The organism is Massilia sp. CFBP 13721 (assembly GCF_014842025.1).
Lineage (GTDB): Bacteria > Pseudomonadota > Gammaproteobacteria > Burkholderiales > Burkholderiaceae_D > Telluria.
The window spans coordinates 46361-70797 of the sequence record NZ_JACYUY010000016.1; the positions used below are offsets into that span (position 1 = coordinate 46361).

The window sequence follows — 24437 nt, forward strand, 5'->3', positions numbered from 1 at the left end:
CGACCCGCCATCATGACCGACAAGCGCCGCACGCTCTCCATCAAGCCCAAGGCCGCCAGCGCCCAGGCGCCCAAACCCGCGGCCCGGCCCGCCGGCAATCCGGCCGCCCAGTACGCGCGGCCGCAGACAGCTGGCCAGCCGGCGCCCAAGCCCGTGAAGAAACCTGAAGCGAAGCCGGCGGCGCCTGAAAGAAGGCCCGCAGCGCGGCCTGCCCCAGCGGCGCGCCCGGCCTACGAAGTCAAACCCCAGTTCCAGCAAGACTTCCGTCCCGACCTGCCATCCGACTCGCTGGCGCTGGCCATGCTGGGCGCGGCCAGTGCCGTGGCCCAGGTACGCGCCGGCACCGCGCTGCCGCAGGCACTGGCGCAGGTGTTCGCCGCGTATGGCGTTACGCCGCAGGGACGCGGTGCGATCCAGGACCTGGCCTACCGCACCATGCGCGGACTCGGGCGCGCCGAAACCCTGCTCGGCCTGATGACGACCAAGGCGCCGGACGTGCCGATGCTGGTCGGCCTGATCGAGTGCGCACTGGTGCTGCTCGATCCGCCCGAGGGCGACAAGGCGGCCTACGAACCGTTCACGGTCGTCGACCAGGCGGTCACGGCGGCGGCACATCATCCCGACTTCGCCCACGCCAAGGCGATGGTGAACGCGGTGCTGCGCCGCTTCCTGCGCGAACGCGACGCGCTGGTGGCGACGGCGCTGCAGCAGCCGCTGGCGCAATGGAATTATCCGCAGTGGTGGATCGATGCCACCAAAGCGGCCTATCCGCGCGACTGGGAGGCCATCCTCGCGGCCGGCAACCGCCAGCCGCCGCTGACGCTGCGCGTGAATACCCGCAAGACCTCGCTCGACGAGTACCTGCGTCTGCTGGACGAAGCGGGCATGGCGGCCGACGTGGTCGGCCCGCAAGCGCTGCGCCTGAAGCAGGCGACCAACGTGGCGCAGATCCCCGGCTTTCACGATGGCCTGGTGTCGGTGCAGGATGCCGGCGCCCAGCTGGCGGCGCCGCTGCTCGACTTGCACGACGGCCTGCGCGTGCTCGACGCCTGCGCCGCGCCCGGCGGCAAGAGCGGCCACATCCTCGAGGTGGCGCAAGTGGAACTGACCTCGGTCGACGCCGATCCGCAGCGCCTGGCGCGCGTGGGCGACAACCTCGGCCGGCTCGGCTTCGAAGCCACCCTGGTGGCGGCAGAAGCGCAGGGGCAGGATTGGTGGGACGGCCGTCAATACGACCGCATTCTGGCCGACGTGCCGTGTACCGCCTCGGGCATCGTGCGCCGCCATCCGGACATTCGCTGGCTGCGCCGCAAGACCGACACGCGCCAACTTACAACACTTTCCGGGGAGATACTCGACAATCTTTGGCAGATGCTGCGGGCCGATGGTAAATTGTTGTTTGTGACATGTTCGCTCTGGCCCCAGGAATCGGAGGCACAAGCGGCCGCGTTCGCGGCCCGCCACGACGACGCCATCCGCCTTGATGCGCCGGGGCAGCTGCTGCCCTCGAGCGGCGCCGGGCTCGATCATGACGGCCTGTTCTATGCCCTGTTCCAGAAGCGAGCGTAGACGTCCGCACAGTTTTCGTTCCCGCATAATTCGCGCAACGCATCATCGCTCAATTTACTTAGGTTCCGGCCCCTTGTGACTTCACGATTTTTCCGCCTCCTCGCCTGCCAGCTGCTGCTGGTCTTCGCGTGCGCAACGGCGCAGGCGGCCGACGGGATCGACATCACGCTGGCGAAAATCGAGGCAAGCGACGAAGGCTACCGGCTCGGCGCGAATTATTCGTTCGACCTGAACCGCGACCTGGAAGAAGCCCTGCAGCATGGCGTCAAACTCTACTTCACGACCGAGATCGAACTGACGCGGCCGCGCTGGTACTGGCGCGACGACCGCGCCGTGTCTTCCAAGCGCACGGTCAGCATCTCCTACGACGTGCTGCTGCGCCAGTACTACGTCTCGACCGGCGGCAGCGTCCAGCAGACCTTCCAGACTCTGGATGAGGCGATGTTCCAGATCCGGCGCCCGGGGCGCTGGGTGATCGCCCCGAAAAGCGCGCTGAAATCCGGCGAAAGCTATGAAGTTACCCTGCGCATGTACATGAACCGCGACCTGCTGCAAAAGCCGCTGCAGGTCAATGCGCTCAGCAACTCGGACTGGAACCTCGCGTCCAACAGAAAGACCTTCACCTACCGTGCGGAGTAAGGCGTGAACCAGGCCATTCGCTACGCGCTGGTCGTCGGCGGCGCGGTCGTTTCGATCCTGTTGTTCCTGCTTGCCTCGGCTTCCGACAGCTCCGGCTTCCTCGGGCCTTACTACACCTGGCTGCTGAACCTGAACGTGACGATCGCGTTCCTGCTGCTGGTGCTGGTCGTGGTCGCCCTCGGGCGCCTGTATTCGCGCTATAAAGCCAGGCGCTTCGGCTCGCGCCTGATGGCGAGATTGGTGCTGCTGTTCGCCGGCATCGGCATCCTGCCGGGCCTGGTCATCTTCATGGTGTCGGTGCAGTTCGCCTCGCATTCGATCGAATCCTGGTTCGATGTCAAGATCGAGGCGGCCCTGCAATCGGGCCTGAACCTCGGCCACGCGGCGCTCGACGAGTCGCTGGCCGAACTGTCGGCAAAAAGCCAGACGGTGGCCGCGACCTTGTCCGGCCAGGACGACGCCGGCGCCCAGCTGGCGCTGTCGCAGCTGGTGTCGAACACCGACGGCATGCAAAGCGCGCTCCTGCTCGACGCCGGCGGCAAACTGGTGGCCAGCGCCAGCGAAGACCGGCGCGCCGACCTCACGAGCGACTTGCCGAATCCGCAGATGGTGCGCCAGGCCGCAATGCCCGGCGGTTACGCGCGCGCCGAGGGCGGCATCGAACTCGACTTCCGCGAAAATACCGGCAACGGCAACGGCGCCGGTTCCAACGCGCTCGACGCCGCCACCGGCCTGCGCCTGCGCGTGGTGATGGCCGTGCCCGAGCCGCCCGGCGTGGCGCCGCGCTACCTGCAGCTGATGCAGACGGTGCCGGTCAACCTGGCCACGAATGCCGAGGTGCTGCGCACCGCCTTCAGCGAATACCAGCAGCGCTCGGTGGCGCGCGAGGGCCTGAAACGGATGTACATCGGCACCCTGATCCTGACCCTGCTGCTGGCCATCTTCGGCGCCATCGGCAGCGCGGTGCTGATCGCCGGGAACCTGGCCCAGCCGCTGCTAGTGCTGGCCGAAGGCACGCAGGCGGTGGCCGAGGGCGACCTGTCGCCGCGCCCGATCGTCGAAACCACCGACGAACTGGGCACGCTGACGCAATCCTTCAATGCCATGACTGGCCAGCTGTTCGAAGCGCGCAGCGCCGTCGAACGCAACCGCGCGGCGCTGCAAAGCGCCAAGGCCCACCTGGAATCGGTGCTGGCCAACATGTCGGCCGGCGTGCTGGTGCTGGATGCCGACGGCACCGTGGTCAATTCGAACGAGGCCGCCTGCCGCATCCTGCAGATGGAGCAGTGCAACCTGAACGGGCCGCTGTCAAAGATCGAGGGCCTGGAGAATTTCGCCGCCACCGTCACGCGCGCGTTCTCGACCCAGAGCGCGCAGTCGGCCGCCGGTACCGCGCGCCAGCGCACCCACTGGCAGCAGGAGATCGAGATCCCGCGCCGCGATCCGGGAGAGGACCACGACACCACCTTGCTGGCGCGCGGCTCGCGCCTGCCGGTGGGCGTGGGTAGCGGCTTCATCGTCGTGTTCGACGATATCTCCGACGTGATTTCGGCGCAGCGCTCGGTGGCCTGGGGCGAAGTCGCGCGGCGCCTGGCGCACGAGATCAAGAACCCGCTGACGCCAATCCAGCTGTCGGCCGAACGCCTGCAGATGAAACTCGAAGGCAAGCTCGAGCCGCTCGATGCGGCGCTGCTGGCGCGCGCCACGACCACCATCGTCAACCAGGTCGACGCCATGAAGCGCATGGTCGACGACTTCCGCGACTATGCGCGCACGCCGCCGGCGGTGCTCGAACCGCTCGACCTGAACGGCCTGATCGAAGAAATCCTGACCTTGTACCTGGCCGAGGACGCCTCCGACATCATCCATGCGACGCTGGCGCCGAACCTGCCGCGCGTGATGGGCGACCCGACCCAGCTGCGCCAGGTGATCCACAACCTGCTGCAGAACGCCCAGGACGCCTTGAGCGACCGCGGTCCGGGCGTGCAGCCGGCGCGCATCGACGTCGCCACCGAGATCATCCGCTATACCGGCGCCGACGGCACCGCGGGCGAGGCCGTGCGCCTGGCGATCCTCGACAATGGCCCCGGTTTCGCACCCAAGATCCTGGCGCGCGCGTTCGAACCGTACGTGACGTCGAAGGCGCGCGGCACCGGCCTGGGCTTGCCGATGGTGAAGAAGATCATCGACGAACACGGTGGCCGCATCGACGTTCAAAACCGTCCGGACGGAAGTGGCGCGTCGGTATTCATTTTGCTGTTAAAGTTAGCACAAGAGGCGAACTTGGCCGAAGTGTAAAAGAGGCATAGAATCATGGCTCGATTACAACTGGCACGCACTGTTTAACGCGGGTGGAGACGGAAGACAACGATGGCAAACATACTCGTAGTTGATGATGAAATGGGCATCCGCGAGCTGCTCTCGGAAATCCTGGGAGACGAAGGCCACGCAATCACACTGGCCGAAAACGCGCAGCAGGCACGCGAAGCACGTGCCGCCGGCGCACCCGACCTGGTCCTGCTCGATATCTGGATGCCCGATACCGACGGCGTCACGCTGCTCAAGGAGTGGCAGCGCGATGGCTTGCTTACCATGCCGGTCATCATGATGTCGGGCCACGCCACCATCGATACCGCCGTCGAGGCGACCCGCATCGGCGCCCTGAACTTCCTCGAAAAGCCGATCGCCCTGCAAAAGCTCTTGAAAGCCGTGCAGCAGGGCCTGAGCCGCGCCCAGGAAGTGGCGCGCGCGCCGGTGCCGCCGCCGCGTCCGCCGATGCCGGCGCCGGTGGTCGAAGCGCCGCCGGTCAGCAACCCGATGTTCGCAGCCCAGCCCGTACCGGCGCCGCTGAACGGCGCGCGCGTGGGCGTGATCGGCCATGGCGAAACGCAAGGCTATACGCTCTCGTTCGACCTGCCGCTGCGCGAAGCGCGCGACGCCTTCGAGCGCATGTATTTCGAACACCATCTCGGCCGCGAAGGCGGCAGCATGACGCGCGTGGCCGAAAAGACCGGCCTCGAGCGCACCCACCTGTACCGCAAACTGAAGCAGCTCGGCGTCGAACCGGGCAAGCTCGGCAAGCGCGGCGGATGAGGGGCAGATGAGCGGCAGCGATTCGCCGGCCCCTGTGCCGGCGGACCCTGCCGGCCCTGCTGGCCCCTTCACATCCGGCTCTTCTTCGCGTCATCCGATTCCTACGGTGCTCGTCACCGGCCCCTCCGTTGCAGCACGCGAAGCGGCCATTGCCAAGGCCCTGCAGCACCCCGCTACGCCCCGTAGCGATGGGGCCGCCGTCATCCTCGAGGGCCTCCCGGACGGCAATGTCATGCTGGAAGCATCCGACCATCTCCTGATTTCGCGCATCGCGCCCGGTTGCCTGTGCTGCGCAGGAAATCTGGTGATGCGTGTTACATTGAATCGTCTGCTGCGCCAGCGTCCGGCCCGTCTCTTCATCGGGATTGCGGACACGACGCACCTGGACCAGTTGCGATCATGGTTGAGCAGCACACCATACGATCAGCTGTTGGCTCTCACGCCCGACCTGCACTCTTGAAATCCGGTCGCGCGAGCCCCACCTCTTCACTAAGTTAAAGCCCGTCGCCCGCCGCCGCGCGACAGGCAATCACTCTGATTGAGAGAAGGAGTCACCATGAACATGATCTACAACAGCGAACAGTACAGCGTGGTCGAATTTGGCGTCGATCGCGACCTCGAAGCCCTGCGCTTCGGCGGTTACGAGATCGTCGACAAAGCCGGCCGCCGCGAAGCGTTCATCGGCGGCAAACTGGCGCAATCGTTCCGCCGCGACGTCAACAACCTCATTGCCAGCGAGCCCACCATGGAAGAAATCGACGACTTCCTCGGCTCCTACGACACGATGATGAACCAGCCGGTAGTGCTGCACTAAGGCAGCACTAAGGCAGCACTAAGGCTGCACTAAGCTGCCCGATACGCTGGAGGATCAGCCCACCGACGGCCAGGGACACAACGGGATGCAGGCGCCGCACCAGCCGGCGCCGCGTCCGCCCTGGGTCTGCGCTGTGGTTCCCGCAGTTGCTCTGCTCCATACCTCGTCCTACCCCGGCAACATGGTAAGCTCTTCACCATGTGCCAACTCCTCGCAATGAATTGCAATGTCCCCACTGACATTGTGTTTTCCTTTACCGGTTTCGCCCACCGCGGCGGCCGCACCGATACCCACCACGACGGCTGGGGCATTGCCTTCTTCGAAGGCGCCGGCGTGCGCCATTTCGTCGACCACCAGGCCGCGATCGCTTCGCCCATCGCCGAACTGATCAAGCGCTATCCGATCAAGTCGACCAACGTCATCGCCCATATCCGCAAGGCCACGCAAGGGAGAATCGCGCTCGAAAATTGCCATCCCTTCGTGCGCGAACTGTGGGGCCGCTACTGGGTCTTCGCCCACAACGGCGACCTCAAGGAATTTACTCCGCATCTCGACGGCGCCTTCCGTCCGGTCGGCACCACCGACAGCGAACACGCCTTCTGCTTCCTGCTGCAGGAACTGCGGCGCCGCTTTGGCGACACGCCACCAAAGCTGCCGGCCTTGCGCGCCGCGCTGGGCGAACTGGTGCGCGCGGTGTCCGCCTACGGCACCTTCAACATGCTGCTCTCCGACGGCACGGCCCTGTTCGCGCATTGCTCGACCAAGCTCAGCTACATCGTGCGCCAGCATCCGTTTGTTACCGCGCGCCTGTCCGACGAAGATCTGTCGGTCGACTTTTCGCAGGTCACCACGCCGCAGGACCGGGTCGCCATCATCGTGACCGAACCGCTGACGACCGACGAAACCTGGACCACCTTCGCGCCCGGGGAAATGCTCGTCTTCATGGATGGTGCTCCGATGACCATTGGTTTGTAGTCTAGAAGCATCTTTTTAACCAAAAATGATGCTCCAAATCCACTAATTGCTGAGAATGGGGTAGAGTGGGTGGCTTGAACGTGACCACGCCACCGCGATGACCGATACCGCCAGCCTTGACCAGGCATCCCAGCCTTTGCAGCTGCGTAATTTCTACCTTGCACGCCAGCCGATGCTGGACCGTAACCAGGCCCTGTTCGGTTACGAACTGCTGTTCCGGCATACGGCGGACAACAGCGCCGCGATCGATTCGGACATGGCGGCCACGGCCGCCGTGCTGGCCCATGCGGCCCAGCTCGGCTTGCCGCGCGCGGTGGGCGATGCAGTCGCCTTCCTGAACGTCGATACCGAAGTGCTGATGAGCGATATTTTCGCCTTCCTGCCGCGCGAGCATACCGTGCTCGAACTGGTGGGCTCGGTGGAAGCGACGGAACCGGTGCTGTGGCGCCTGGCCGAGCTCTCCGGCCACGGTTTCAAGTTCGCCGCCGAGGCCAGCGCCCACGGCAGCCGCCTGGGGCGCCTGTTGCCGCTGCTCGACTACGTGAAGGTCAACCTGCGCGCGATGCCGCTGGTGACGATGCTGTCGCTGGTGCCGCGCCTGCGTGGCACCGGTAAACGCCTGATCGCCGAAAAAGTCGAGAACCAGACCGAATATAAAACCTGCCTCGACCTCGGCTTCGACTACTTCCAGGGCTTTTATTTCGCGCGCCCGTCGGTGATCGCGGGACGCAAGCTCTCGCCCTCGCAGCTGGCCATCGTCGACCTGATGAACCTGGTGATGTCGGACGCCGACAACAGCGCCATCGAACGCGCGATCAAGCGCGACGTGACCTTGTCGCTCAACCTGCTGCGCATGGTGAACACGCCGGCCGCCGGCCTGCGCCAGCGCATCGATTCGCTGGCGCAAGCGCTGATCGTGGTCGGACGACGCCAGCTGCAACGCTGGCTGCAGATCATGCTGTATGCGGAGCCGGGCAACCGTGGCCACACCCAGACCCCGCTGCTGATGCTGGCCAGCACCCGCGCGCGCCTGATGGAATTGCTCGCCGGGCGCCTGCGCCCGGGCCAGCGCCACCTGGCCGACATGGCCTTCACGGTCGGTATCATGTCGCTGATGGATACGCTGTTCTGCGTGCCGATGGCCGACCTGGTCGAGCAGATCCCGGTGAGCGACGAAGTAGCGGGCGCGCTGCTGCGCCGTAGCGGCTTCTTCGGCGAATTGCTGCGCCTGGCCGAATCGTTCGAGCAGATGGAAGAGGGCGACGCCATGCTGCCGACCCTGGGCGCACTGGCCAAGGGCGGCGACGACCTGGTGGAACTGGAACTGGCCGCCTTCGAGTGGAGCGGCCAGGTCGTGCGCAGCGCTTTGTAGCGTGTGAACGAACACGGGGCGCGTGGCCCCGTGCGCTGGTGGTTCAGGTACCGGCCCACTGCTGGTGCAGGTCGGGATCGGTGCGCAGCTCCCAGATGCCGAGGGCGATCGCGGCCAGGCCGACGACGAGCATGCTGGCGCTCATGGCGCGGTCATGCATGACGTCGACCAGCCAGGGCGAGAAGACGACCCAGGCGCCGACGATGATGTTGAGGAACACGGCCCAGGCATAGGTCTTGTAGAGGTCGAACATGGCCAGCACCGCCATGATGCCGCCGGCGATGAAGGCGTTGATGGCTGGCGGCGAATCGCTCGGGTAAGCCATTGCCCAGGGCGACACGATCAGCCAGATGGCGAGCAGCAGGATGACCTGGTCCTGCCAGCGTCGGGTCGAGAGATGCATTGCCATGGCTCGCTCCTGAAATACGGGAAAAGTTCCCCGTCATGATTTAGACAGCACCGCAGTCACGAGGTTCAGGTGGCGCAGTCGCCACCTTCACATTGAGGGGGTGTCATGGAAGTGTTGTTGGAAGCGTCGAACCTGGCGAAATCGTATGGCGCACGGCGCGCCGTCGACGGCGTTTCGTTCCAGGTAAGGGCCGGGCAGACGCTCGGCCTGATCGGGCCGAACGGGGCCGGCAAATCGACCACGGTCGGCATGCTGTGCGGCTTGCTGGCGCCGGACGCGGGCAGCGTGCGCGTGCGCGGCCAGGAGGTGGGGCCCGGGGCGAACGAAGCCAAGCGCCGCATCGGCCTGGTGCCGCAAGACCTGGCGCTCTACGAGGACTTGCCGGCTTTTGAAAACCTGATGCTGTTCGGCGCCCTGTACGGGGTGCCGCGCGCTACCCGCCGCGAACGCGCCATGCGCGTGCTGGAACAAGTCAACCTGAGCGACCGTGCGCGCGACCGGCCCGCCACCTTCTCGGGCGGAATGAAACGGCGCCTGAACATCGGCGCCGCGCTGATGCATGCGCCCGAACTGCTGGTGCTCGACGAACCCACCGTCGGCGTCGACCCGCAAAGCCGCAACGCCATCTTCGACATCCTCGAACGCTTGCGCGACGACGGCTGTGCCCTGGTCTACACCAGCCACTACATGGAAGAAGTCGAGCGCCTGGCCGACCACATCGTCGTCATCGACGGCGGCAAGGTACTGGCCGACGACACCCCGCTCGGGCTGCAGCGGCGCCTGCCTTCGCAGGCCGCGCTGCAGGTCGAACTGGCCGCCATGCCCGACCTCACCCTGCTCGACGGCCTGCGCGCGCTGGCGGGCGTGACCGCGGTGCGGCACGACGGCGCCAAGCTCGAGATTGGTCTTGCCGATGCGGCCGACGCCATGCCCGTGATGGGCTGGCTGGAGCGCTCCGGTTGCACGGCGCTCGGCTTCGCCACCGCCCGCACCCGCCTCGAAGACATCTTCCTCCACCTTACCGGGCGCAGCCTGCGCGACTGACATGACCGCCTTTCTTGCCCTGGTCCGCAAGGACCTGATCCTGTTCCTGCACGACCGCCGCGCGCTGCTCATGAGCCTGGCGCTGCCGATCGTCATCGCCTCCTTTTTCGGCTTCCTGTTCGGTGGTGGCGGAGAGAAGCAGGGCAGCGCGATCGAGGTCGCGCTGGTGCTGAACGATGCCAGCCAGGCCGCCAGCGACATCGCGGCCGGCCTGCAGGCCGATCCCAGCCTGGCGGTGGCGCGCATGGGCATTGACGAGGCGCGCGCGGCGGTCCGCAGCGGCAAGCGCAAGGCGGCGATCGTGCTTCCCGCGGGATTTGGCGAGGCCGCCGGCAACGCCTTCTTCGGCACCGCGGACAAGCCCGAAATCGTGCTGCTCTACGACCCCTCGCAGCCGGCCGTGCTGTCCATGGTGAAGGGGATGCTGACGCAGCAGGTGATGCAGGTGGTTTCAAACGAAATGTTCAACGGCGCCGGCGGACGCGAGATCAACGAGCGCAACCTGCGTGCATTGGCGGCGGCGCCGCAGGATGCCGAAACGGCAGCCCTGCGCGGCATGCTCGAAGGCGTGGTCAAGTACCAGTCGTTGCCGCCGAAGGAAGGGCAGGCCGGCCCGCAGAAGGCCGGGCTGTCGACGCCGTTCACCACCCGTGACGAAGCGCTCGCCGCCGGCAAGGCCGACGGGCCGCAGGGCTACAATCCGTTCGCGCACGCCTTTGCCGGCATGGGTGTGCAGTTCCTGCTCTTCATGGGCATCGAGATGGGCACGGCGCTGCTCCACGCGCGCAACAGCGGCGTCTGGAGCCGCCTGCTGGCCGCGCCGGTCGCGCTCTCGACCCTGCTGCTGGCGCGCGCCGCATCGAGCGCCCTGATCGCGTTTGCCATCCTGTGCGTGATCTTCCTGTTCTCGGTCGTCGTGTTCCAGGTCCACATTTCGAGCCTGGCCGGCTTTGCCGGCGTCGCCGTGTGCTTCGCGCTGGTCACGGCCAGCTTCGGCGTGCTGGTCGCCGCCTTCGGCAAGACGCCCGAGGTGGCGCGCAAGATGGCGATGTTCGCCACGCTGCTGATGGTGATGATCGGCGGCGCCTGGGTGCCTTCCTTCATGTTCCCGGCCTGGCTGCAGCAAGCCTCGCTGGCCATGCCGACGCGCTGGGCGGTGGAGGGCTTCGATGCCATCACCTGGCGCGGCATGGACCTCGATGCCGTGCTGCCGGCGATGGGCGCGCAGCTGGGGTTTGCGCTGCTGTTCGCGGCGCTGGCGGTGTGGCGGTTCAGGAAGATGGAAGGATGATTGATCCCCGGCGTATGTCGGAGGGACGTAGGGTGGGCGGGTCTCCCGCCCAAGCGTTCAACCAGCACAAGATCAGCCGAGCGGGCATTCAAACGTGATTTGAACGCGTGGACGGCGGAGCCGTCCACGCTACGATTTACGAAAGGTTCGGCGCCAGGTGGCGTTCGACCTCAATCTTGTCCATCCCGCGGCGCTGCGCCATGTCGGTCACCTGATCGTCGCCGATCTTGCCGACCACGAAATACTTCGAATCGGGGTGGGCAAGATAAAAGCCCGACACCGCCGCACCCGGATACATGGCGTAGGATTCGGTCAGCTGCATGCCGATCTCCTCGGCCTGCAGCGTCTCGAACAGTTCCTTCTTGACCGTGTGCTCGGGGCAGGCCGGGTAGCCCGGCGCCGGGCGGATGCCGGCGTATTCTTCGGCGATCAACGCGGGGTTGCTCAGGTTTTCGCCCGCCGCATAACCCCACAAATCGGTACGCACGCGTTCGTGCAGGTATTCGGCAAATGCTTCGGCCAGGCGGTCGGCCAGGGCTTTCAGCATGATCGACGAATAGTCGTCATGCGCATCCTCGAAACGCTGCTCGTACTTTTCGATGCCGAGGCCCGCCGTGACGGCGAACATGCCGATGTAATCGGCCACGCCCGATTCCTTCGGCGCGATGAAGTCGGACAGGCACTGGTTCGGACGCTGCACGCCGTCGACCACGGGTTTCACGCCCTGCTGGCGCAGGCCGTGCCAGGTAAAGGCGACCTTCTCGCGCGTTTCATCGGTATAGATCTCGATATCGTCGTCGTGCACGCTGTTGGCCGGCAGCAGGGCGATCGCGCCGTTCGCCGTCAGCCAGCGCCCGTCGATGATTTTCTTCAGCATGGCCTGGCCTTCCTCGTACACCTTCGAGGCCGCTTCGCCCACGACCTCGTCGGTCAGGATGGCGGGGAAGGGACCGGCCAAATCCCAGGTCTGGAAGAACGGACCCCAATCGATGTAGCGTGCCAGCGTGCCGAGTTCCACGTTCTTGAACACACGGCGCCCGATGAACTTCGGCTTCACCGGCGCGAAGTCGAGCCTGGCCTTGTTGGCGCGCGCTTGTTCGAGGGTCAGCATCGGCAGCGCCTTCTTGTTGGCATGCTGCTCGCGGATGCGTTCGTAGTCGGCCTTGATCTCGGCCATGTAGGCGTGGCGCGATTCCTCGGTCAGCAGCGACTGGCCGACCGAGACCGAACGCGAGGCGTCGGGCACGTACACCACCGGGCCGTCGTAATGCGGCGCGATTTTCACCGCCGTGTGCGCGCGGCTGGTGGTGGCGCCGCCGATCAGGAGCGGAATGCCGCGCTCGCGGAACCAGGGGTCGCGCTGCATCTCGCGCGCGACGTGGGCCATCTCTTCCAGCGAGGGCGTGATCAGGCCCGACAGGCCGACGATGTCGGCATTCTCCGCCTTGGCCTTGGCCAGGATGTCGGAGCAGGGCACCATCACGCCCATGTTCACGATTTCGAAGTTATTACACTGCAGGACCACCGACACGATGTTCTTGCCGATGTCGTGTACGTCGCCTTTCACGGTGGCGATCACGATCTTGCCCTTCGGCTTGGCGACGATGCCGGTGCGCTGTTCTTCGCGCGCCTTTTCTTCCTCGATGAACGGGATCAGGTGGGCCACGGCCTGCTTCATGACGCGCGCCGATTTCACCACCTGCGGCAGGAACATCTTGCCTTGTCCGAACAGGTCGCCGACGATGTTCATGCCATCCATCAGCGGGCCTTCGATCACGTGGATCGGGCGGCCTTCGGCGGCAAGCACGGCCTGGCGCGCTTCCTCGGTGTCTTCGACGATCCACTGGGTGATGCCGTGCACCAGCGCGTGCGCCAGGCGTTTTTCAACGGGGCCATTCCGCCACTCGAGGTTCTGTTCCTGCTTGCCGCCGCCCGCTTTGAGTGAGCCGGCGATCTCGATCATGCGCTCGGTGGCGTCGTCACGGCGGTTCAGCACCACGTCCTCGACGCGCTCACGCAGTTCAGCGGGCAGGTCGTCGTAGACGCCGACCATGCCGGCGTTGACGATCCCCATCGTCATCCCGGCCTGGATCGCGTGGTACAGGAACACGGTGTGGATCGCTTCGCGCGCCGGGTCGTTGCCGCGGAAGGAGAAGGAGACGTTGGAGACGCCGCCCGACACCTTCGCATGCGGCAGGTTGTCGCGGATCCAGCGCGTGGCGTTGATGAAATCGACCGCGTAGTTGTTGTGCTCTTCGATGCCGGTGGCGATCGCAAAAATGTTCGGATCAAAAATGATGTCTTCCGGCGGGAAGCCGACCTGCTCGGTCAGCACCTTGTACGCGCGCCCGCAAATCTCGGTCTTGCGCTCGAAGGTGTCGGCCTGGCCCTGTTCGTCGAAGGCCATCACGATGACGGCGGCGCCATAGCGGCGGCACAGGCGCGCCTGGCGCAGGAACTCTTCCTCGCCTTCCTTCATCGAGATCGAATTGACGATGGCTTTACCCTGCACGCATTTCAGGCCGGCCTCGATCACGCTCCATTTGGAAGAGTCGATCATGATCGGCACGCGCGAGATGTCCGGTTCCGAAGCGATCAGGTTCAGGAAGCGCGTCATCGCCGCCTGCGAGTCGAGCATCGCCTCGTCCATGTTGATGTCGATGACCTGGGCGCCGTTCTCGACCTGCTGGCGCGCGACCGACAGCGCTTCGTCGAACTGCTCGTTGAGGATCATGCGTGCGAATGCTTTCGAACCCGTCACGTTGGTGCGCTCGCCGACGTTGACGAACAGGGACGTTTCGTCGACCGTGAACGGCTCCAGGCCCGACAGGCGCAGCGCGGTCGGGATTTCGGGCAGCGCGCGCGGCTTGGCTTTTGACAGCAGTTCCGAGATCGCGGCGATGTGTTCGGGCGTGGTGCCGCAGCAGCCGCCGGCGATGTTGACGAAACCGGCGTCGGCGAATTCGCGCAGCAGGGCCGAGGTGTCGGCGGGCAGTTCGTCGAAGCCGGTGTCGCTCATCGGGTTGGGCAGGCCGGCGTTCGGGTAGATGCACACGAAGGTATCGGCGATCTGCGACAGTTCTTCGGCGTAGGGACGCATCAGCGCCGCGCCCAGCGCGCAGTTCAGGCCGATGGTGAGCGGCTTCGCATGGCGCACCGAATTCCAGAAGGCGGGCACGGTCTGGCCCGACAGGATGCGGCCCGAGGCGTCGGTGACGGTGCCCGAGATCATGATCGGCTTGCGCACCTGCTCCGGATGCGCGTCGAAATACAGGTCGATCGCAAACAGCGCGGCCTTGCAGTTCAGGGTGTCAAAAATGGTCTCGACCAGCAGCACGTCGACGCCGCCTTCGACCAGGCCGGCGACCTGTTCGTGGTAGCTCGTGACCAGCTGGTCGAAGGTGACATTGCGCGCCGCCGGGTCGTTGACGTCCGGGGAGATCGACGCGGTCTTCGGGGTCGGGCCGAGGGCGCCGGCGACGAAGCGCGGCTTGTCGGCGCTGCTGTATTTGTCGCAGGCGGCACGCGCCAGTTTCGCCGCTTCGACGTTCATCTCGTAGGCCAGGTGGCCCATGTGGTAGTCGTCCTGGGCGACGCTGGTGGCGCCAAAGGTATTCGTTTCGATCAGGTCGGCGCCGGCGGCGAGGTAGCGCTCGTGGATTTCCTGGATGATCTGCGGCTGGGTCAGCGTCAGCAGTTCGTTATTGCCCTTGACGAAGAGTTCGCGTGCGCCACTTTCCGGCGGCGCGGCGAAGTCGGCGAAGCGGCCCGCAGGCCCGCCGCGGTAGGCGGCTTCATCGAGTTTGTATTGCTGGATGATGGTGCCCATGGCGCCATCCAGGATCATGATGCGCTTCGCCAGGATGGCGCGCAGCTGGGTTTCGATCGGGGATGGGGAGGAGGTCGGGGCAGTCATCGCTTACTTTCTAGAGGGCGTGCAATATGCGTAAGGAAACGCAAACACGATTGAGGCGGTCTGAAATTATACGTCAATGCCGAGTCTTCCCGCCCGGACCGGTCAAGGCGGTGGCAGATTGTATCGTTATGTGTTTATGCGACGACTTGTTACAGAGCGTTACAAAACCCGGTCGTTTCGCAATTTTACGGATACATACAGCGGTGACAATAAATGAGTTGGCCACGAGAACGTGGCATGGTTTAACACGGGATGGATAGCATGAACAAAGAGTACGAACCTGATTGGGACCAGCCTTCGCTGCACAGCCACATCGCGGCAGCCGAGCCAAAAGCAGCGCCAGCGGGCGCGAAGCAGATCGTGACGATCCGCCTGGACGTCGACATGCTGGACTGGTTCAAAGGGGCGGGCCCGGGATACCAGACCCGCATCAACCAGGTCTTGCGCGAGCATATGGATGCCCAACGCGCGGCGGAGCTGGACGGTAACTAAGTAACATGACAGCGCGCCCGATGGGCGCGTTTTTCATTTGGAGTGTTTGGTATCGCTGTACCCGTAAGGTGGGCGGCTCCACCTCGGTCTGTGCACCGCTGCGACTTTATTGCCGCCCACGCGTTCAACGGCAGGGCGATCTGCCGCGACGGATTTACATCTGGTTGAACGCGTGGGCGGCGCACAAGCCGTGTGAATGCACACGAACGAGTGGAGCCGCCCACCTTACGATCCCACATCCAAGTATTACAAAGTGACACGCCGCGCTTATTCGAACGCTAGTCCCTGCAACGGAAAACTCTTCAGGAGCTCGCCCGCCGCCAGGCGCTTGCCGCCAGGCTTCTGCAGCTGCAACAAACGCAGCGCGCCGGTACCGCAGGCCACCACGATGCCGCCGGCATCGGCCGCCAGCACTTGCCCGGGCTGGCCATTGCCTTGCGCCGGCTCCGCAGCCCAGATCTTGACTGCCGTCCCGTTCACGCTCCCTTGCGCACCGGGGAAAGGGTTGAAGGCACGCACCTTGCGCCACAGGTCGACGGCGGGCAGGGCGAAATCGAGCTTCGCTTCATCCTTGCTGATCTTGGCCGCATAGGTCACGCCTTGTTCCGGCTGCGGCGTGGCCGGCAACGCACCCTGTTCCAGGCGGCGCAAGGCCTCGACGATCATCGAAGCGCCGAGCGCGGCCAGCTTGTCGTGCAGGCTGCCGGTGGTGTCGGCATCCTCGATGGCCACGCGTTCGATCAGCATCATCGGGCCGGTATCGAGCCCTTCTTCCATGCCCATGATGGTCACGCCGGTCTCGGCATCGCCGCTTTCGATCGCGCGGTGGATCGGGGCGGCGCCGCGCCAGCGCGGCAGCAGGGAACCGTGGATGTTGATGCAGGGCGCGATATCGAGCGTGCTGCGCGGCAGGATCAGGCCATAGGCCGCCACCACCATCACGTCGTAGTCGAGCGCCACCAGGCGCGCATGCGCGGCCTGCGCCTCGAGCGCGCGTTGCGGGTCCTTGCTGTCGGTGCGCAGCGACAGCGGCTGCAACACCTCGATGCCGTGCTCCAGCGCCACTTGCTTGACGCTTGATGCCTGCAGCTGCATGCCACGTCCGGCCGGGCGGTCGGGCTGGGTCAGCACCAGCGGAATGGTGAAACCGGCATCGACCAGGGCGCGCAGCGCGCAGGCGGCAAACTCCGGCGTGCCGGCGAAAACGACTCGCATCGTCACCTTAGTAGCGGCGGCCGGCGGCCTTGAGGGCCGCTTCGCGCTCCAGGCCGCGCTCTTCCTTTTGCAGCTTGGCCTTGATGCGGTTGCGCTTCAAAGGCGACAGGTATTCGACGAACACCTTGCCCATCAGGTGGTCCATCTCGTGCTGGATGCACACCGCCAGCAAGCCTTCGCAGTCGAGCTCGAAGGTCGCGCCCTTGGCATCCTGGGCGCGCACTTTCACGCGCGACGGACGCTCGACGCCGTCGTAAATGCCCGGCACCGACAGGCAGCCTTCGTCGTAGACCTGCCTCTCGTCGCTGGCCCAGGTGATTTCCGGATTGACGAACACCAGCAACTCGTCGTGCGTCTCGGAGGTGTCGATCACGACCACGCGCTCGTGCACGTCGACCTGGGTCGCGGCCAGGCCGACGCCCGGTGCGTCGTACATGGTCTCGGCCATGTCGGCCACCAGCGTGGCCAGGCGCTCGCCAAATTCGGTGACTGGCACAGCCACCTTGTGCAGGCGGGGGTCGGGATAGCGCAGGATCTTCAGGAGGGCCATATCAGGTGTTCAATAGTAGTTATGTAAGGTTTTTGCCAGACGATCCATATATCGGGGCGCACGAGCAGGAATGCAACACATCGCCCTGCCGGCAGGACGCGGTTTGTCTTGCTAGTTCAAGGATTTATGTGCAGAATTTGATTCAGTTGGGCAACTCTCCCCATCCGCCATGCGGTCCTGGGTACAAGCCTGCTGACTCTTCGCTGTCTTTTGCGCCGCGGCTGGCCGGGGTGATGGAGGGCAGCCAGCAATTCCGATGTCAATGCCGCATTTTACGGACGTCTTCAATGAAAAATTTTAGCACAGTCGCGGCCCGCGCTGCAGCCGCGGCGCTCGTTGCGTGTGTTGTGGCTGGCCCTGTCCAGGCCGCCGAATGCAGCTTCAAGCCGAATGCCCCGGACCAGCATCGCGTGGTCAAGGGCGATACCTTGTGGGATATTTCCGGCGCCTTCCTCGAGCACCCCTGGTGCTGGCCCCAGGTGTGGGGCATGAACCGCGAGGAAATCCGCAACCCGCACTGGATCTACCCGGGCCAGATCGTCTACTTCGACCGCGCGCGCGGCCGCCTGTCGCTGACCAAGCCTGGCAGCGGCGGCGACGGCGATGCGCCCGTGTTGCGCCTGTCGCCCCAGGTGCGCAGCGAAGGCCTCGAACGCGGCGCCATCGATGCGATTCCCGCCGGCGTGATCGAGCCTTACCTGACCCAGCCACTCGTGGTGGAAAAGGATGCACTGGCGGGCGCGCCGCGCATTGCCGCTTCCGAAGAAAATCGCTTGTACCTCGGAACCGGCGACCGCATCTATGTGCGCGGCAACCTGGCCGGTGCGACCGAGTTCCAGGTATTCCGTCCCGGTGGTGCCTTGAAAGATCCGCAGACCGGCGCCGTGCTGGCGCACGAAGCGACCTATGTCGGCACCGTCAAGCTGGTGAAGGCGGCGGCACCGGGCGTCGACGTGCACACCATGATCGTGGCGAGCTCGGTCAGCGAGATGGGCGTCGGCGACCGCCTGATCCCGGCGCCGCCGCCTGCCGTACGCAACTATGTGCCGCACGCGCCGGCAGCGGACATCGATGCGCGCGTGATGTCGATTTATGCCGGTGTGACCTATGCCGGACAGAGCCAGGTCGTCACTGTCAACCGTGGTTCGATTGACGGACTCGATGTCGGCGCAGTGCTGCAGCTCTATCATTTCGGGAAGACGGTTGCTGATCCGGAAGGAAGTAAAGGTGTATTCGGATTGGGACGCCCGACGATGAAACTTCCCGATGAACAATATGGCAGCCTGTTCATCTTCCGAGTGTTCGGGCGCGTGTCGTACGGCCTGATCATGCAAGTGACGGCGCCGGTGGAAGTCGGCGACGTGGCGAAATCACCGGAGTAAATCCACCGTGCAGGACACGGACCCCACCTCTGCCCGCAGTGCTGCTTGCCTCACCGACTGGCTGCGCCTGGAAGGTACGCGCGGCGTGGGGCTGCGCACCGCGCACCTGCTGCTCGCCGCCTTCGGTTCGCCGCGCGCTATTTTTGAGGCCGGCCATGCGGCGCTCGCCGCCCATGTCGGCCCGGCCCTGGCGCGCGCGCTGTGCGCGCCGCCTTCTCCCGCCACGCGCACGTTGATCGACACCACGCTCGCATGGCTGCGCACGCCTTCGCACCACGTGCTGGCGCTGGGCGACGCCGCCTATCCGCAGGCGCTCGCCACCATTCCCGATCCACCCTTGCTGCTCTATATAAGAGGACGCATCGACCTGCTCGCACGGCCGGCGCTGGCGATCGTCGGCAGCCGCAATGCCACGCTGCAGGGCAAGACGAATGCCGGCGCTTTCGCCACGGCCCTGTCGGATGCGGGCGTGTGCGTGGTGTCAGGCCTGGCACTTGGCATCGATGCCGCCGCGCACGAAGGCGCATTGCGCGGCGCCGGATCGACGATCGCCGTGGTCGGCACCGGCGCCGACTTGTTCTATCCGGCATGCAATCGCGCATTGGCGCAGCGCATCGCCAGCGAGGGTTGCATCGTCAGCGAATACGCACTCGGCACGCCGCCCACCAGCGGCAATTTTCCGCGTCGCAATCGCATCATCAGCGGCTTGTCGAGCGGCGTGCTGGTGGTCGAGGCGGCGGCGCAATCGGGCTCGCTGATCACCGCACGCGTGGCCGCCGAACAGGGCAGGGAAGTGTTCGCCTTGCCCGGTTCGATCCACGCGCCGCTGGCCAAGGGCTGTCACCAGTTGATACGCGATGGTGCGCGGCTCATTGAAACAGTAGATGAAGTACTGGAGGCACTGCAGGTCGCGCCGCGCCTGTGTACGCCGGCGGTGGCCGTCGCATCCGCGCAAGCCTTGCCGACTGAAACGGACTGTACCGATTTGCTGGCGCAGCTCGGGCATGAACCGCTCGATGTCGATTATTTATTGGAACTCACCGGCGCCGATATCGGTCAATTAAGCATGGGATTATTGGCACTCGAAATGGCGGGAATGATCGAACGTTTACCGGGCGGAAAAGTGCAACGCGTGGTGGCTTAATGCGACATGAATACGATATTAAAAAGATGCATCATATCGAACATTACTTACAAGCCTATATGAACCGATAAGGCCGAAAAACGACGAATTTCGTTCGCCGTATGTGCGCACGCGCAGCAAGCTTGTACCTGTACGAGCTTAACTGCTACAGTAGCGTCACTATGTTCGACATCCTAGTCTACCTCTACGAGACGTACTACCGTCCCGAAGCCTGCCCCGAGCCGGCTGCCCTGGCACGCAAGCTCTCCGCCGTCGGCTTCGACGATTTCGAGATCTGCGAGGCCATCGATTGGCTTACCGGTTTGACCGAAATGGCCGGCGAAGAGCTGGCCGACGTGGTCGCCTCCACCGGCACGCGTTACTACGTGGACGAGGAGTATAACGAGCTCGGCAGCGCCGCGATCGGCTTCATCCAGTTCCTCGAAAGCGCCAAGCTGCTCACGCCCTTGCAGCGCGAAATCGTCATCGAGCGCGCACTCGCCGTCGACGAATCGCCGGTCACCCTGAGCAAGCTGAAGATCATCGTGCTGATGATGATGTGGAGCCAGAACAAGGAACCGGACGCGCTCATCTTCGACGACCTGTTCGGCTCCGACGACGAACAAATTCCGCGTCAATTGCACTAAATAATTTAACCTATCGCATTGCACACGTGCATTGCGATCGGACCACGATAAAACTGCCGCATCGCGGCAGTTTTTGTTTTCGTGCTATTGCCCCGAACTGAGACAACTTGTTTCACTTCTGCGCACTGCAACCGGTGTCCTCCAGGGCCGGCCGCGGTGATGGTCCGAATCACTCAACGCTGCGGATCGCGGTCGGTGCCCGCAGACCCTGAACCGACATCCGAAGCGGGCTGTTCCGCATGCCCACGGCCGCCGGCGCCAGGGCTGGCCGACTGTTGCGAGCGCGGCGCCAGCGCAGACTCTTTCGATCCGGCGTGCTGCTTCTCTTCGAGTCCGCCGGCGCCCGATTGTTGCGAAGCGCCGAGCCGGTCGGCCTCGGCCGCCGCCTGCATGCGCTGCCCCTGCTGGCGCGCGCTGCGGCCGCCCGTCTGCGAGCCCGGCCCGCCGCGGGTACCGGCGTCGGTGGCCTGCATGCTGCCCGCACCCGCTCCTGCGCTTGACTGGCGGCTGCCCGGCCCGGCGCCCGGCGCCTTGCCTTGCTGGCTGCCTTCCGCCACCGGCACCATCTTCTCGCGCCGGACGCTGCGGCCGTGCTCGTTCACCATGCCTTTGTGTTTGTCGCTCATGGTCGATCCTCCCGAAAACGGCGCGCGCGGGCGCCAACGGGCCGATCATGCGCGCACCACAGTCCCGCTTCTATCGGAATCTCGATGGCGATCATGTAGGAAAGCGCTCACCATCTCTAAGTCGTTGCGCAAGCGCCACGGTGGGGCAAACGCGGGCGATCCGATGACGCGCTGCACAAGGAAGGTGCAGAGGCCACTTGCGAACAGCGCGACAACACGCTTATCATTGGCCGCTCATTCAGGACTATTACTAATAAGACACTAGTCCCGGCCTCGCAGCGGCCTTGTAGCCAAAGCATGTATGATGCGCAGGCCAAACATCTACTATATAAGCAGGACGAGAAACCCTATGACCAAAACCCTCATCATCGCCGAGAAGCCGTCTGTCGCGAACGACATCGCGAAGACGCTGGGCGGCTTCACCAAGCACGATGAGTATTTCGAAAACGACGAATACGTCCTTTCGTCCGCCGTCGGCCACCTGCTGGAAATCGCGGTGCCCGAGGAATACGACGTCAAGCGCGGCAAATGGAGCTTCACCCACCTGCCGATGATTCCGCCGCACTTCGCGCTGAACCCCATTGCAAAAACCGAGTCGCGGCTCAAGGTGCTTAATAAGTTAATTAAGCGCAAGGACGTCACCACCCTGATCAACGCATGTGACGCGGGCCGCGAAGGAGAATTGATCTTCCGCCTGATCGCGCAGCATGCGAAAGCCAAGCAGCCGGTCAAGCGTCTGTGGCTGCAGTCGATGACGGCGAACGCCATCCGCGAAGGCTTCAAGCAACTGCGTAGCGACGAGGAAATGCTGCCGCTGGCCGACGCCGCGCGTTGCCGTTCGGAAGCGGACTGGCTGATCGGCATCAACGGCACCCGCGCCATGACCGCCTTCAACTCGAAAGAGGGCGGCTTTTACCTGACGACCGTGGGCCGCGTGCAGACGCCGACCCTGTCGATCGTGGTCGAGCGCGAAGAGAAGATCAAGAAGTTCGTGCCACGCGACTATTGGGAAGTGCGCGCCGAGTTCGTTTGCGCCGCCGGCGTCTACGAAGGGCGCTGGCTCGACCAGAAGTTCAAGAAGGACGAGAACGATCCGGAAAAGCGCGCCGAGCGCCTGTGGAGCAAGGCGGCCGCCGACTCGATCGCCGCCGCCTGCCGCGGCAAGCAGGGCAATGTTACCGAGGAATCGAAGCCGACCACCTCGATGGCGCCGGCCCTGTTCGACCTGACCAGCCTGCAGCGCGAAGCCAACGGCCGCTTCGGCTTCTCGGCCAAGAACACGCTCGGCCTGGCCCAGGCGCTGTACGAGAAGCACAAGGTGCTGACCTACCCGCGTACCGATTCGCGCCACCTGCCGGAAGATTACGTCGCCACCGTCAAGTCGACGATGGACGCGCTGGCCGACACCAACAACTACAACCAGTTCGCGAAACAGGTCACGAAAAACGGCTGGGTCAAGCCGAACAAGCGCATTTTCGACAACACCAAGATCTCGGATCACTTCGCGATCATCCCGACCGGCGTCGCCCCCAAGAACCTGACCGAGCCGGAGCAGAAGCTTTATGACTTAGTGACGCGCCGTTTCCTGGCCGTCTTCTTCCCGCCGGCCGAGTTCCTGGTCACCACCCGCTTCACCGAAGTCTCGGGACACCAGTTCAAGACCGAGGGTAAAGTCATGACCAACCCGGGCTGGCTGGCAGTCTACGGCAAGGACACCACCGGCGACGACAAGGATGGCGCCACGCTGGTCCCGGTCGCCAAGGGTGAGAAGGTGCTCACCGACAAGATCACCGCCAACGGCCTGGTCACCAAACCACCCGCGCGCTACAGCGAGGCGACGCTGCTGTCGGCCATGGAAGGCGCCGGCAAACTGGTCGATTCGGATGAACTGCGCGATGCGATGGCGGGCAAGGGCCTCGGCACGCCGGCCACGCGCGCAGCCATCATCGAGGGCTTGCTGACGGAAAAATACCTGATCCGCGAAGGGCGCGAGCTGATCCCGACCGCGAAAGCGTCGCAGCTGATGACCCTGCTGCGCGGCCTCGGCGTGAACGAGCTGACGGCGCCGGAACTGACCGGCGAATGGGAATACAAGCTGTCGCAGATGGAAAAGGGCAAGATTTCGCGCGAAGAGTTCATGCGTGAAATCGCGCAGATGACGCAAATCATCGTCAAGCGCGCCAAGGAATACAACAACGATACGATTCCCGGCGAATACGCCACCTTGCAGGCGCCGTGCCCGAACTGCGCCGGCGTGGTCAAGGAAAACTACCGCCGCTTCGCCTGCACCAAGTGCGACTTCTCGATGAGCAAGACGCCGGGCAGCCGCCAGTTCGAGATCGCCGAAGTCGAGGAGTTGCTGGAAAAGCGCACCATCGGTCCGCTGCAGGGCTTCCGCTCGAAGATGGGACGTCCGTTCGCCGCCATCCTGCGCATCGTGCGCGACGAAGACATCAACAACTTCAAGCTCGAATTCGATTTTGGCCAGGACCAGGAAGGCGGCGAAGACGGCGAGGGCGTCGACTTCAGCGGCCAGACCGCGCTGGGACCGTGCCCGAAATGCTTCGGCGGCGTCTACGAGATGCCGCTGGCCTACGTCTGCGAGAAGAGCGTGGCCAAGCCGAAGACCTGCGACTTCCGCAGCGGCCGCATCATCCTGCAACAGGAAATCCTGCCCGAGCAGATGGCGAAATTGCTCAACGACGGCAAGACGGACCTGCTGCCGGGCTTTGTCTCGCAGCGCACGCGCCGCTCGTTCAAGGCTTTCCTGACGCGCGCCAAGGATGGCAAGATCAGCTTCGAGTTCGAGGAGCGCAAGGCCAAGGCGCCGGCCAAGGGCAAGGCGGCGGCGGCCGATGCGCCCGAGGGTGACGATATCGCCGTGGTGGCGAAGAAGCCGGCCGCGAAAAAGGCCGCTGCAAAGCCGGCAGCGAAGAAGCCGGCCGCCAAGCGCGCCGCAGCGAAGAAATAAGGCCGGGGGAGCGATCCCCCAAACAAAAACCGCGGCCCTCGGGTCGCGGTTTTTTATTGTTCAAAACAGTCTATTCTGTTTAGCCTGTTACCCGATCCGGGTAGGACTCACTCCTGCCAGTCCTGCAGCGCGCGAATCGCCGCTTCGCCGTTGCGGATCGCCTTTACGCGGCGCACGACTTCGTCGCGCCAGGCTTCGTCGGCATCGGCGTCGGCCAGGCCGTCGATGTCCTGCAGCAGGACGCGCAGCACCTCATGCCGCTCCTCGTTATTCAGGAGCTGAATCTTTTCGCAAACTTCGGCAAGCATG

At 64.6% G+C, this 24437-nt stretch carries 21 protein-coding genes; 15 read left to right on the forward strand and 6 right to left on the reverse strand.

Translation table 11 applies throughout. The features are described 5' to 3' along the window. Positions 1–12: 12 nt before the first annotated feature. From rsmB to IFT60_RS15900, 8 genes are all read left to right on the forward strand, one after another. Positions 13–1569, forward strand: coding sequence for a 16S rRNA (cytosine(967)-C(5))-methyltransferase RsmB (gene rsmB, locus IFT60_RS15865; RefSeq protein WP_192053216.1), 1557 nt, complete (start codon positions 13–15; stop codon positions 1567–1569). A 75-nt stretch (positions 1570–1644) separates the two neighbouring features. After that, on the forward strand, positions 1645–2208 hold the full coding sequence (locus tag IFT60_RS15870; RefSeq protein WP_192053218.1) for a DUF4390 domain-containing protein: 564 nt from the start codon (positions 1645–1647) through the stop codon (positions 2206–2208). A gap of 3 nt (positions 2209–2211) precedes the next feature. Further along, positions 2212–4506 carry a sensor histidine kinase gene (locus IFT60_RS15875; RefSeq protein WP_192053220.1) on the forward strand — a complete coding sequence of 765 codons (2295 nt, stop codon included), beginning with the start codon at positions 2212–2214 and terminating at the stop codon, positions 4504–4506. Positions 4507–4578: 72 nt separating this feature from the next. Beyond that, complete coding sequence (locus IFT60_RS15880; RefSeq protein ID WP_192053222.1) at positions 4579–5301, forward strand: response regulator; 723 nt, start codon at positions 4579–4581, stop codon at positions 5299–5301. 7 nt (positions 5302–5308) lie between these two features. Next, on the forward strand, positions 5309–5761 hold the full coding sequence (locus IFT60_RS15885) for a GTPase (protein WP_197986356.1): 453 nt from the start codon (positions 5309–5311) through the stop codon (positions 5759–5761). A gap of 96 nt (positions 5762–5857) precedes the next feature. Further along, on the forward strand, positions 5858–6115 hold the full coding sequence (locus IFT60_RS15890) for a BTH_I0359 family protein (protein WP_192053224.1): 258 nt from the start codon (positions 5858–5860) through the stop codon (positions 6113–6115). 198 nt (positions 6116–6313) lie between these two features. After that, positions 6314–7090, forward strand: coding sequence for a class II glutamine amidotransferase (locus IFT60_RS15895; RefSeq protein WP_192053226.1), 777 nt, complete (start codon positions 6314–6316; stop codon positions 7088–7090). 97 nt (positions 7091–7187) lie between these two features. Then, complete coding sequence (locus tag IFT60_RS15900; RefSeq protein ID WP_192053228.1) at positions 7188–8462, forward strand: EAL and HDOD domain-containing protein; 1275 nt, start codon at positions 7188–7190, stop codon at positions 8460–8462. Between the two features lie 43 nt (positions 8463–8505). Here the strand turns inward: IFT60_RS15900 and IFT60_RS15905 are convergent, their stop codons facing one another. Continuing rightward, positions 8506–8871 (reverse strand): SPW repeat protein, encoded by a 366-nt coding sequence (locus IFT60_RS15905; protein ID WP_192053230.1) that lies wholly within the window; start codon positions 8869–8871, stop codon positions 8506–8508. A gap of 105 nt (positions 8872–8976) precedes the next feature. On the opposite strand from IFT60_RS15905, the gene IFT60_RS15910 reads away from it, so the two are divergent. Both IFT60_RS15910 and IFT60_RS15915 read left to right on the forward strand, forming a co-directional pair. After that, complete coding sequence (locus tag IFT60_RS15910; RefSeq protein WP_192053232.1) at positions 8977–9915, forward strand: ABC transporter ATP-binding protein; 939 nt, start codon at positions 8977–8979, stop codon at positions 9913–9915. A gap of 1 nt (position 9916) precedes the next feature. Continuing rightward, positions 9917–11206: an ABC transporter permease gene (locus IFT60_RS15915; RefSeq protein ID WP_192053234.1), complete on the forward strand. Its 1290-nt coding sequence runs from the start codon at positions 9917–9919 to the stop codon at positions 11204–11206. A gap of 136 nt (positions 11207–11342) precedes the next feature. On the opposite strand, the gene metH is transcribed toward IFT60_RS15915, so the two are convergent. Beyond that, the gene (gene metH / locus IFT60_RS15920) at positions 11343–15122 is read right to left on the reverse strand and encodes a methionine synthase (RefSeq protein WP_192053236.1); all 3780 of its coding nucleotides are present in this window, start codon (positions 15120–15122) and stop codon (positions 11343–11345) included. Between the two features lie 261 nt (positions 15123–15383). Between metH and IFT60_RS15925 the strand changes: the two genes are divergently transcribed. Further along, entirely contained in the window at positions 15384–15614 is a 231-nt protein-coding gene (locus IFT60_RS15925) for a BrnA antitoxin family protein (protein WP_192053239.1), read from the forward strand. Between the two features lie 267 nt (positions 15615–15881). Here the strand turns inward: IFT60_RS15925 and fmt are convergent, their stop codons facing one another. Together fmt and def are read right to left on the reverse strand one after the other, a co-directional pair. Beyond that, entirely contained in the window at positions 15882–16829 is a 948-nt protein-coding gene (fmt, locus tag IFT60_RS15930) for a methionyl-tRNA formyltransferase (protein ID WP_192053241.1), read from the reverse strand. A gap of 7 nt (positions 16830–16836) precedes the next feature. After that, complete coding sequence (def, locus tag IFT60_RS15935) at positions 16837–17379, reverse strand: peptide deformylase (protein WP_192053242.1); 543 nt, start codon at positions 17377–17379, stop codon at positions 16837–16839. A gap of 287 nt (positions 17380–17666) precedes the next feature. On the opposite strand from def, the gene IFT60_RS15940 reads away from it, so the two are divergent. The 3 genes from IFT60_RS15940 (at position 17667) to IFT60_RS15950 (ending at position 20531) form a co-directional block, all read left to right on the forward strand. Further along, the gene (locus tag IFT60_RS15940; RefSeq protein WP_192053244.1) at positions 17667–18761 is read left to right on the forward strand and encodes a LysM peptidoglycan-binding domain-containing protein; all 1095 of its coding nucleotides are present in this window, start codon (positions 17667–17669) and stop codon (positions 18759–18761) included. A gap of 7 nt (positions 18762–18768) precedes the next feature. Next, positions 18769–19905, forward strand: coding sequence for a DNA-processing protein DprA (gene dprA / locus IFT60_RS15945; RefSeq protein ID WP_192053246.1), 1137 nt, complete (start codon positions 18769–18771; stop codon positions 19903–19905). Between the two features lie 161 nt (positions 19906–20066). Further along, positions 20067–20531: a Smg family protein gene (locus IFT60_RS15950; protein WP_136223162.1), complete on the forward strand. Its 465-nt coding sequence runs from the start codon at positions 20067–20069 to the stop codon at positions 20529–20531. Between the two features lie 173 nt (positions 20532–20704). Here the strand turns inward: IFT60_RS15950 and IFT60_RS15955 are convergent, their stop codons facing one another. Then, a complete protein-coding gene (locus tag IFT60_RS15955; protein ID WP_192053248.1) occupies positions 20705–21157 on the reverse strand; it encodes a TrbL/VirB6 family protein in 453 nt (150 codons plus the stop codon). Between the two features lie 349 nt (positions 21158–21506). Here IFT60_RS15955 and IFT60_RS15960 point away from each other — a divergent pair, with 349 nt between their 5' ends. Next, positions 21507–24128, forward strand: coding sequence for a DNA topoisomerase III (locus tag IFT60_RS15960; RefSeq protein ID WP_192053251.1), 2622 nt, complete (start codon positions 21507–21509; stop codon positions 24126–24128). Between the two features lie 107 nt (positions 24129–24235). Here the strand turns inward: IFT60_RS15960 and IFT60_RS15965 are convergent, their stop codons facing one another. Beyond that, positions 24236–24436, reverse strand: a complete 201-nt coding sequence (locus tag IFT60_RS15965; RefSeq protein ID WP_229510902.1) for an addiction module protein — start codon at positions 24434–24436, stop codon at positions 24236–24238. Position 24437 lies beyond the last annotated feature (1 nt).

Coding starts and splice junctions, on each gene's coding strand:
- IFT60_RS15900 (WP_192053228.1), top strand. CDS start 7,188: ATGACCGATACCGCCAGCCTTGACCAGGCATCCCAGCCTTTGCAGCTG.
- IFT60_RS15950 (WP_136223162.1), top strand. CDS start 20,067: ATGTTCGACATCCTAGTCTACCTCTACGAGACGTACTACCGTCCCGAA.
- metH (WP_192053236.1), bottom strand. CDS start 15,122: ATGACTGCCCCGACCTCCTCCCCATCCCCGATCGAAACCCAGCTGCGC.
- IFT60_RS15965 (WP_229510902.1), bottom strand. CDS start 24,436: ATGCTTGCCGAAGTTTGCGAAAAGATTCAGCTCCTGAATAACGAGGAG.
- IFT60_RS15905 (WP_192053230.1), bottom strand. CDS start 8,871: ATGGCAATGCATCTCTCGACCCGACGCTGGCAGGACCAGGTCATCCTG.
- IFT60_RS15925 (WP_192053239.1), top strand. CDS start 15,384: ATGAACAAAGAGTACGAACCTGATTGGGACCAGCCTTCGCTGCACAGC.
- IFT60_RS15880 (WP_192053222.1), top strand. CDS start 4,579: ATGGCAAACATACTCGTAGTTGATGATGAAATGGGCATCCGCGAGCTG.
- IFT60_RS15960 (WP_192053251.1), top strand. CDS start 21,507: ATGACCAAAACCCTCATCATCGCCGAGAAGCCGTCTGTCGCGAACGAC.
- IFT60_RS15890 (WP_192053224.1), top strand. CDS start 5,858: ATGAACATGATCTACAACAGCGAACAGTACAGCGTGGTCGAATTTGGC.
- fmt (WP_192053241.1), bottom strand. CDS start 16,829: ATGCGAGTCGTTTTCGCCGGCACGCCGGAGTTTGCCGCCTGCGCGCTG.
- IFT60_RS15885 (WP_197986356.1), top strand. CDS start 5,309: ATGAGCGGCAGCGATTCGCCGGCCCCTGTGCCGGCGGACCCTGCCGGC.
- IFT60_RS15955 (WP_192053248.1), bottom strand. CDS start 21,157: ATGAGCGACAAACACAAAGGCATGGTGAACGAGCACGGCCGCAGCGTC.
- IFT60_RS15915 (WP_192053234.1), top strand. CDS start 9,917: ATGACCGCCTTTCTTGCCCTGGTCCGCAAGGACCTGATCCTGTTCCTG.
- IFT60_RS15910 (WP_192053232.1), top strand. CDS start 8,977: ATGGAAGTGTTGTTGGAAGCGTCGAACCTGGCGAAATCGTATGGCGCA.
- rsmB (WP_192053216.1), top strand. CDS start 13: ATGACCGACAAGCGCCGCACGCTCTCCATCAAGCCCAAGGCCGCCAGC.
- IFT60_RS15940 (WP_192053244.1), top strand. CDS start 17,667: ATGAAAAATTTTAGCACAGTCGCGGCCCGCGCTGCAGCCGCGGCGCTC.
- def (WP_192053242.1), bottom strand. CDS start 17,379: ATGGCCCTCCTGAAGATCCTGCGCTATCCCGACCCCCGCCTGCACAAG.
- IFT60_RS15895 (WP_192053226.1), top strand. CDS start 6,314: ATGTGCCAACTCCTCGCAATGAATTGCAATGTCCCCACTGACATTGTG.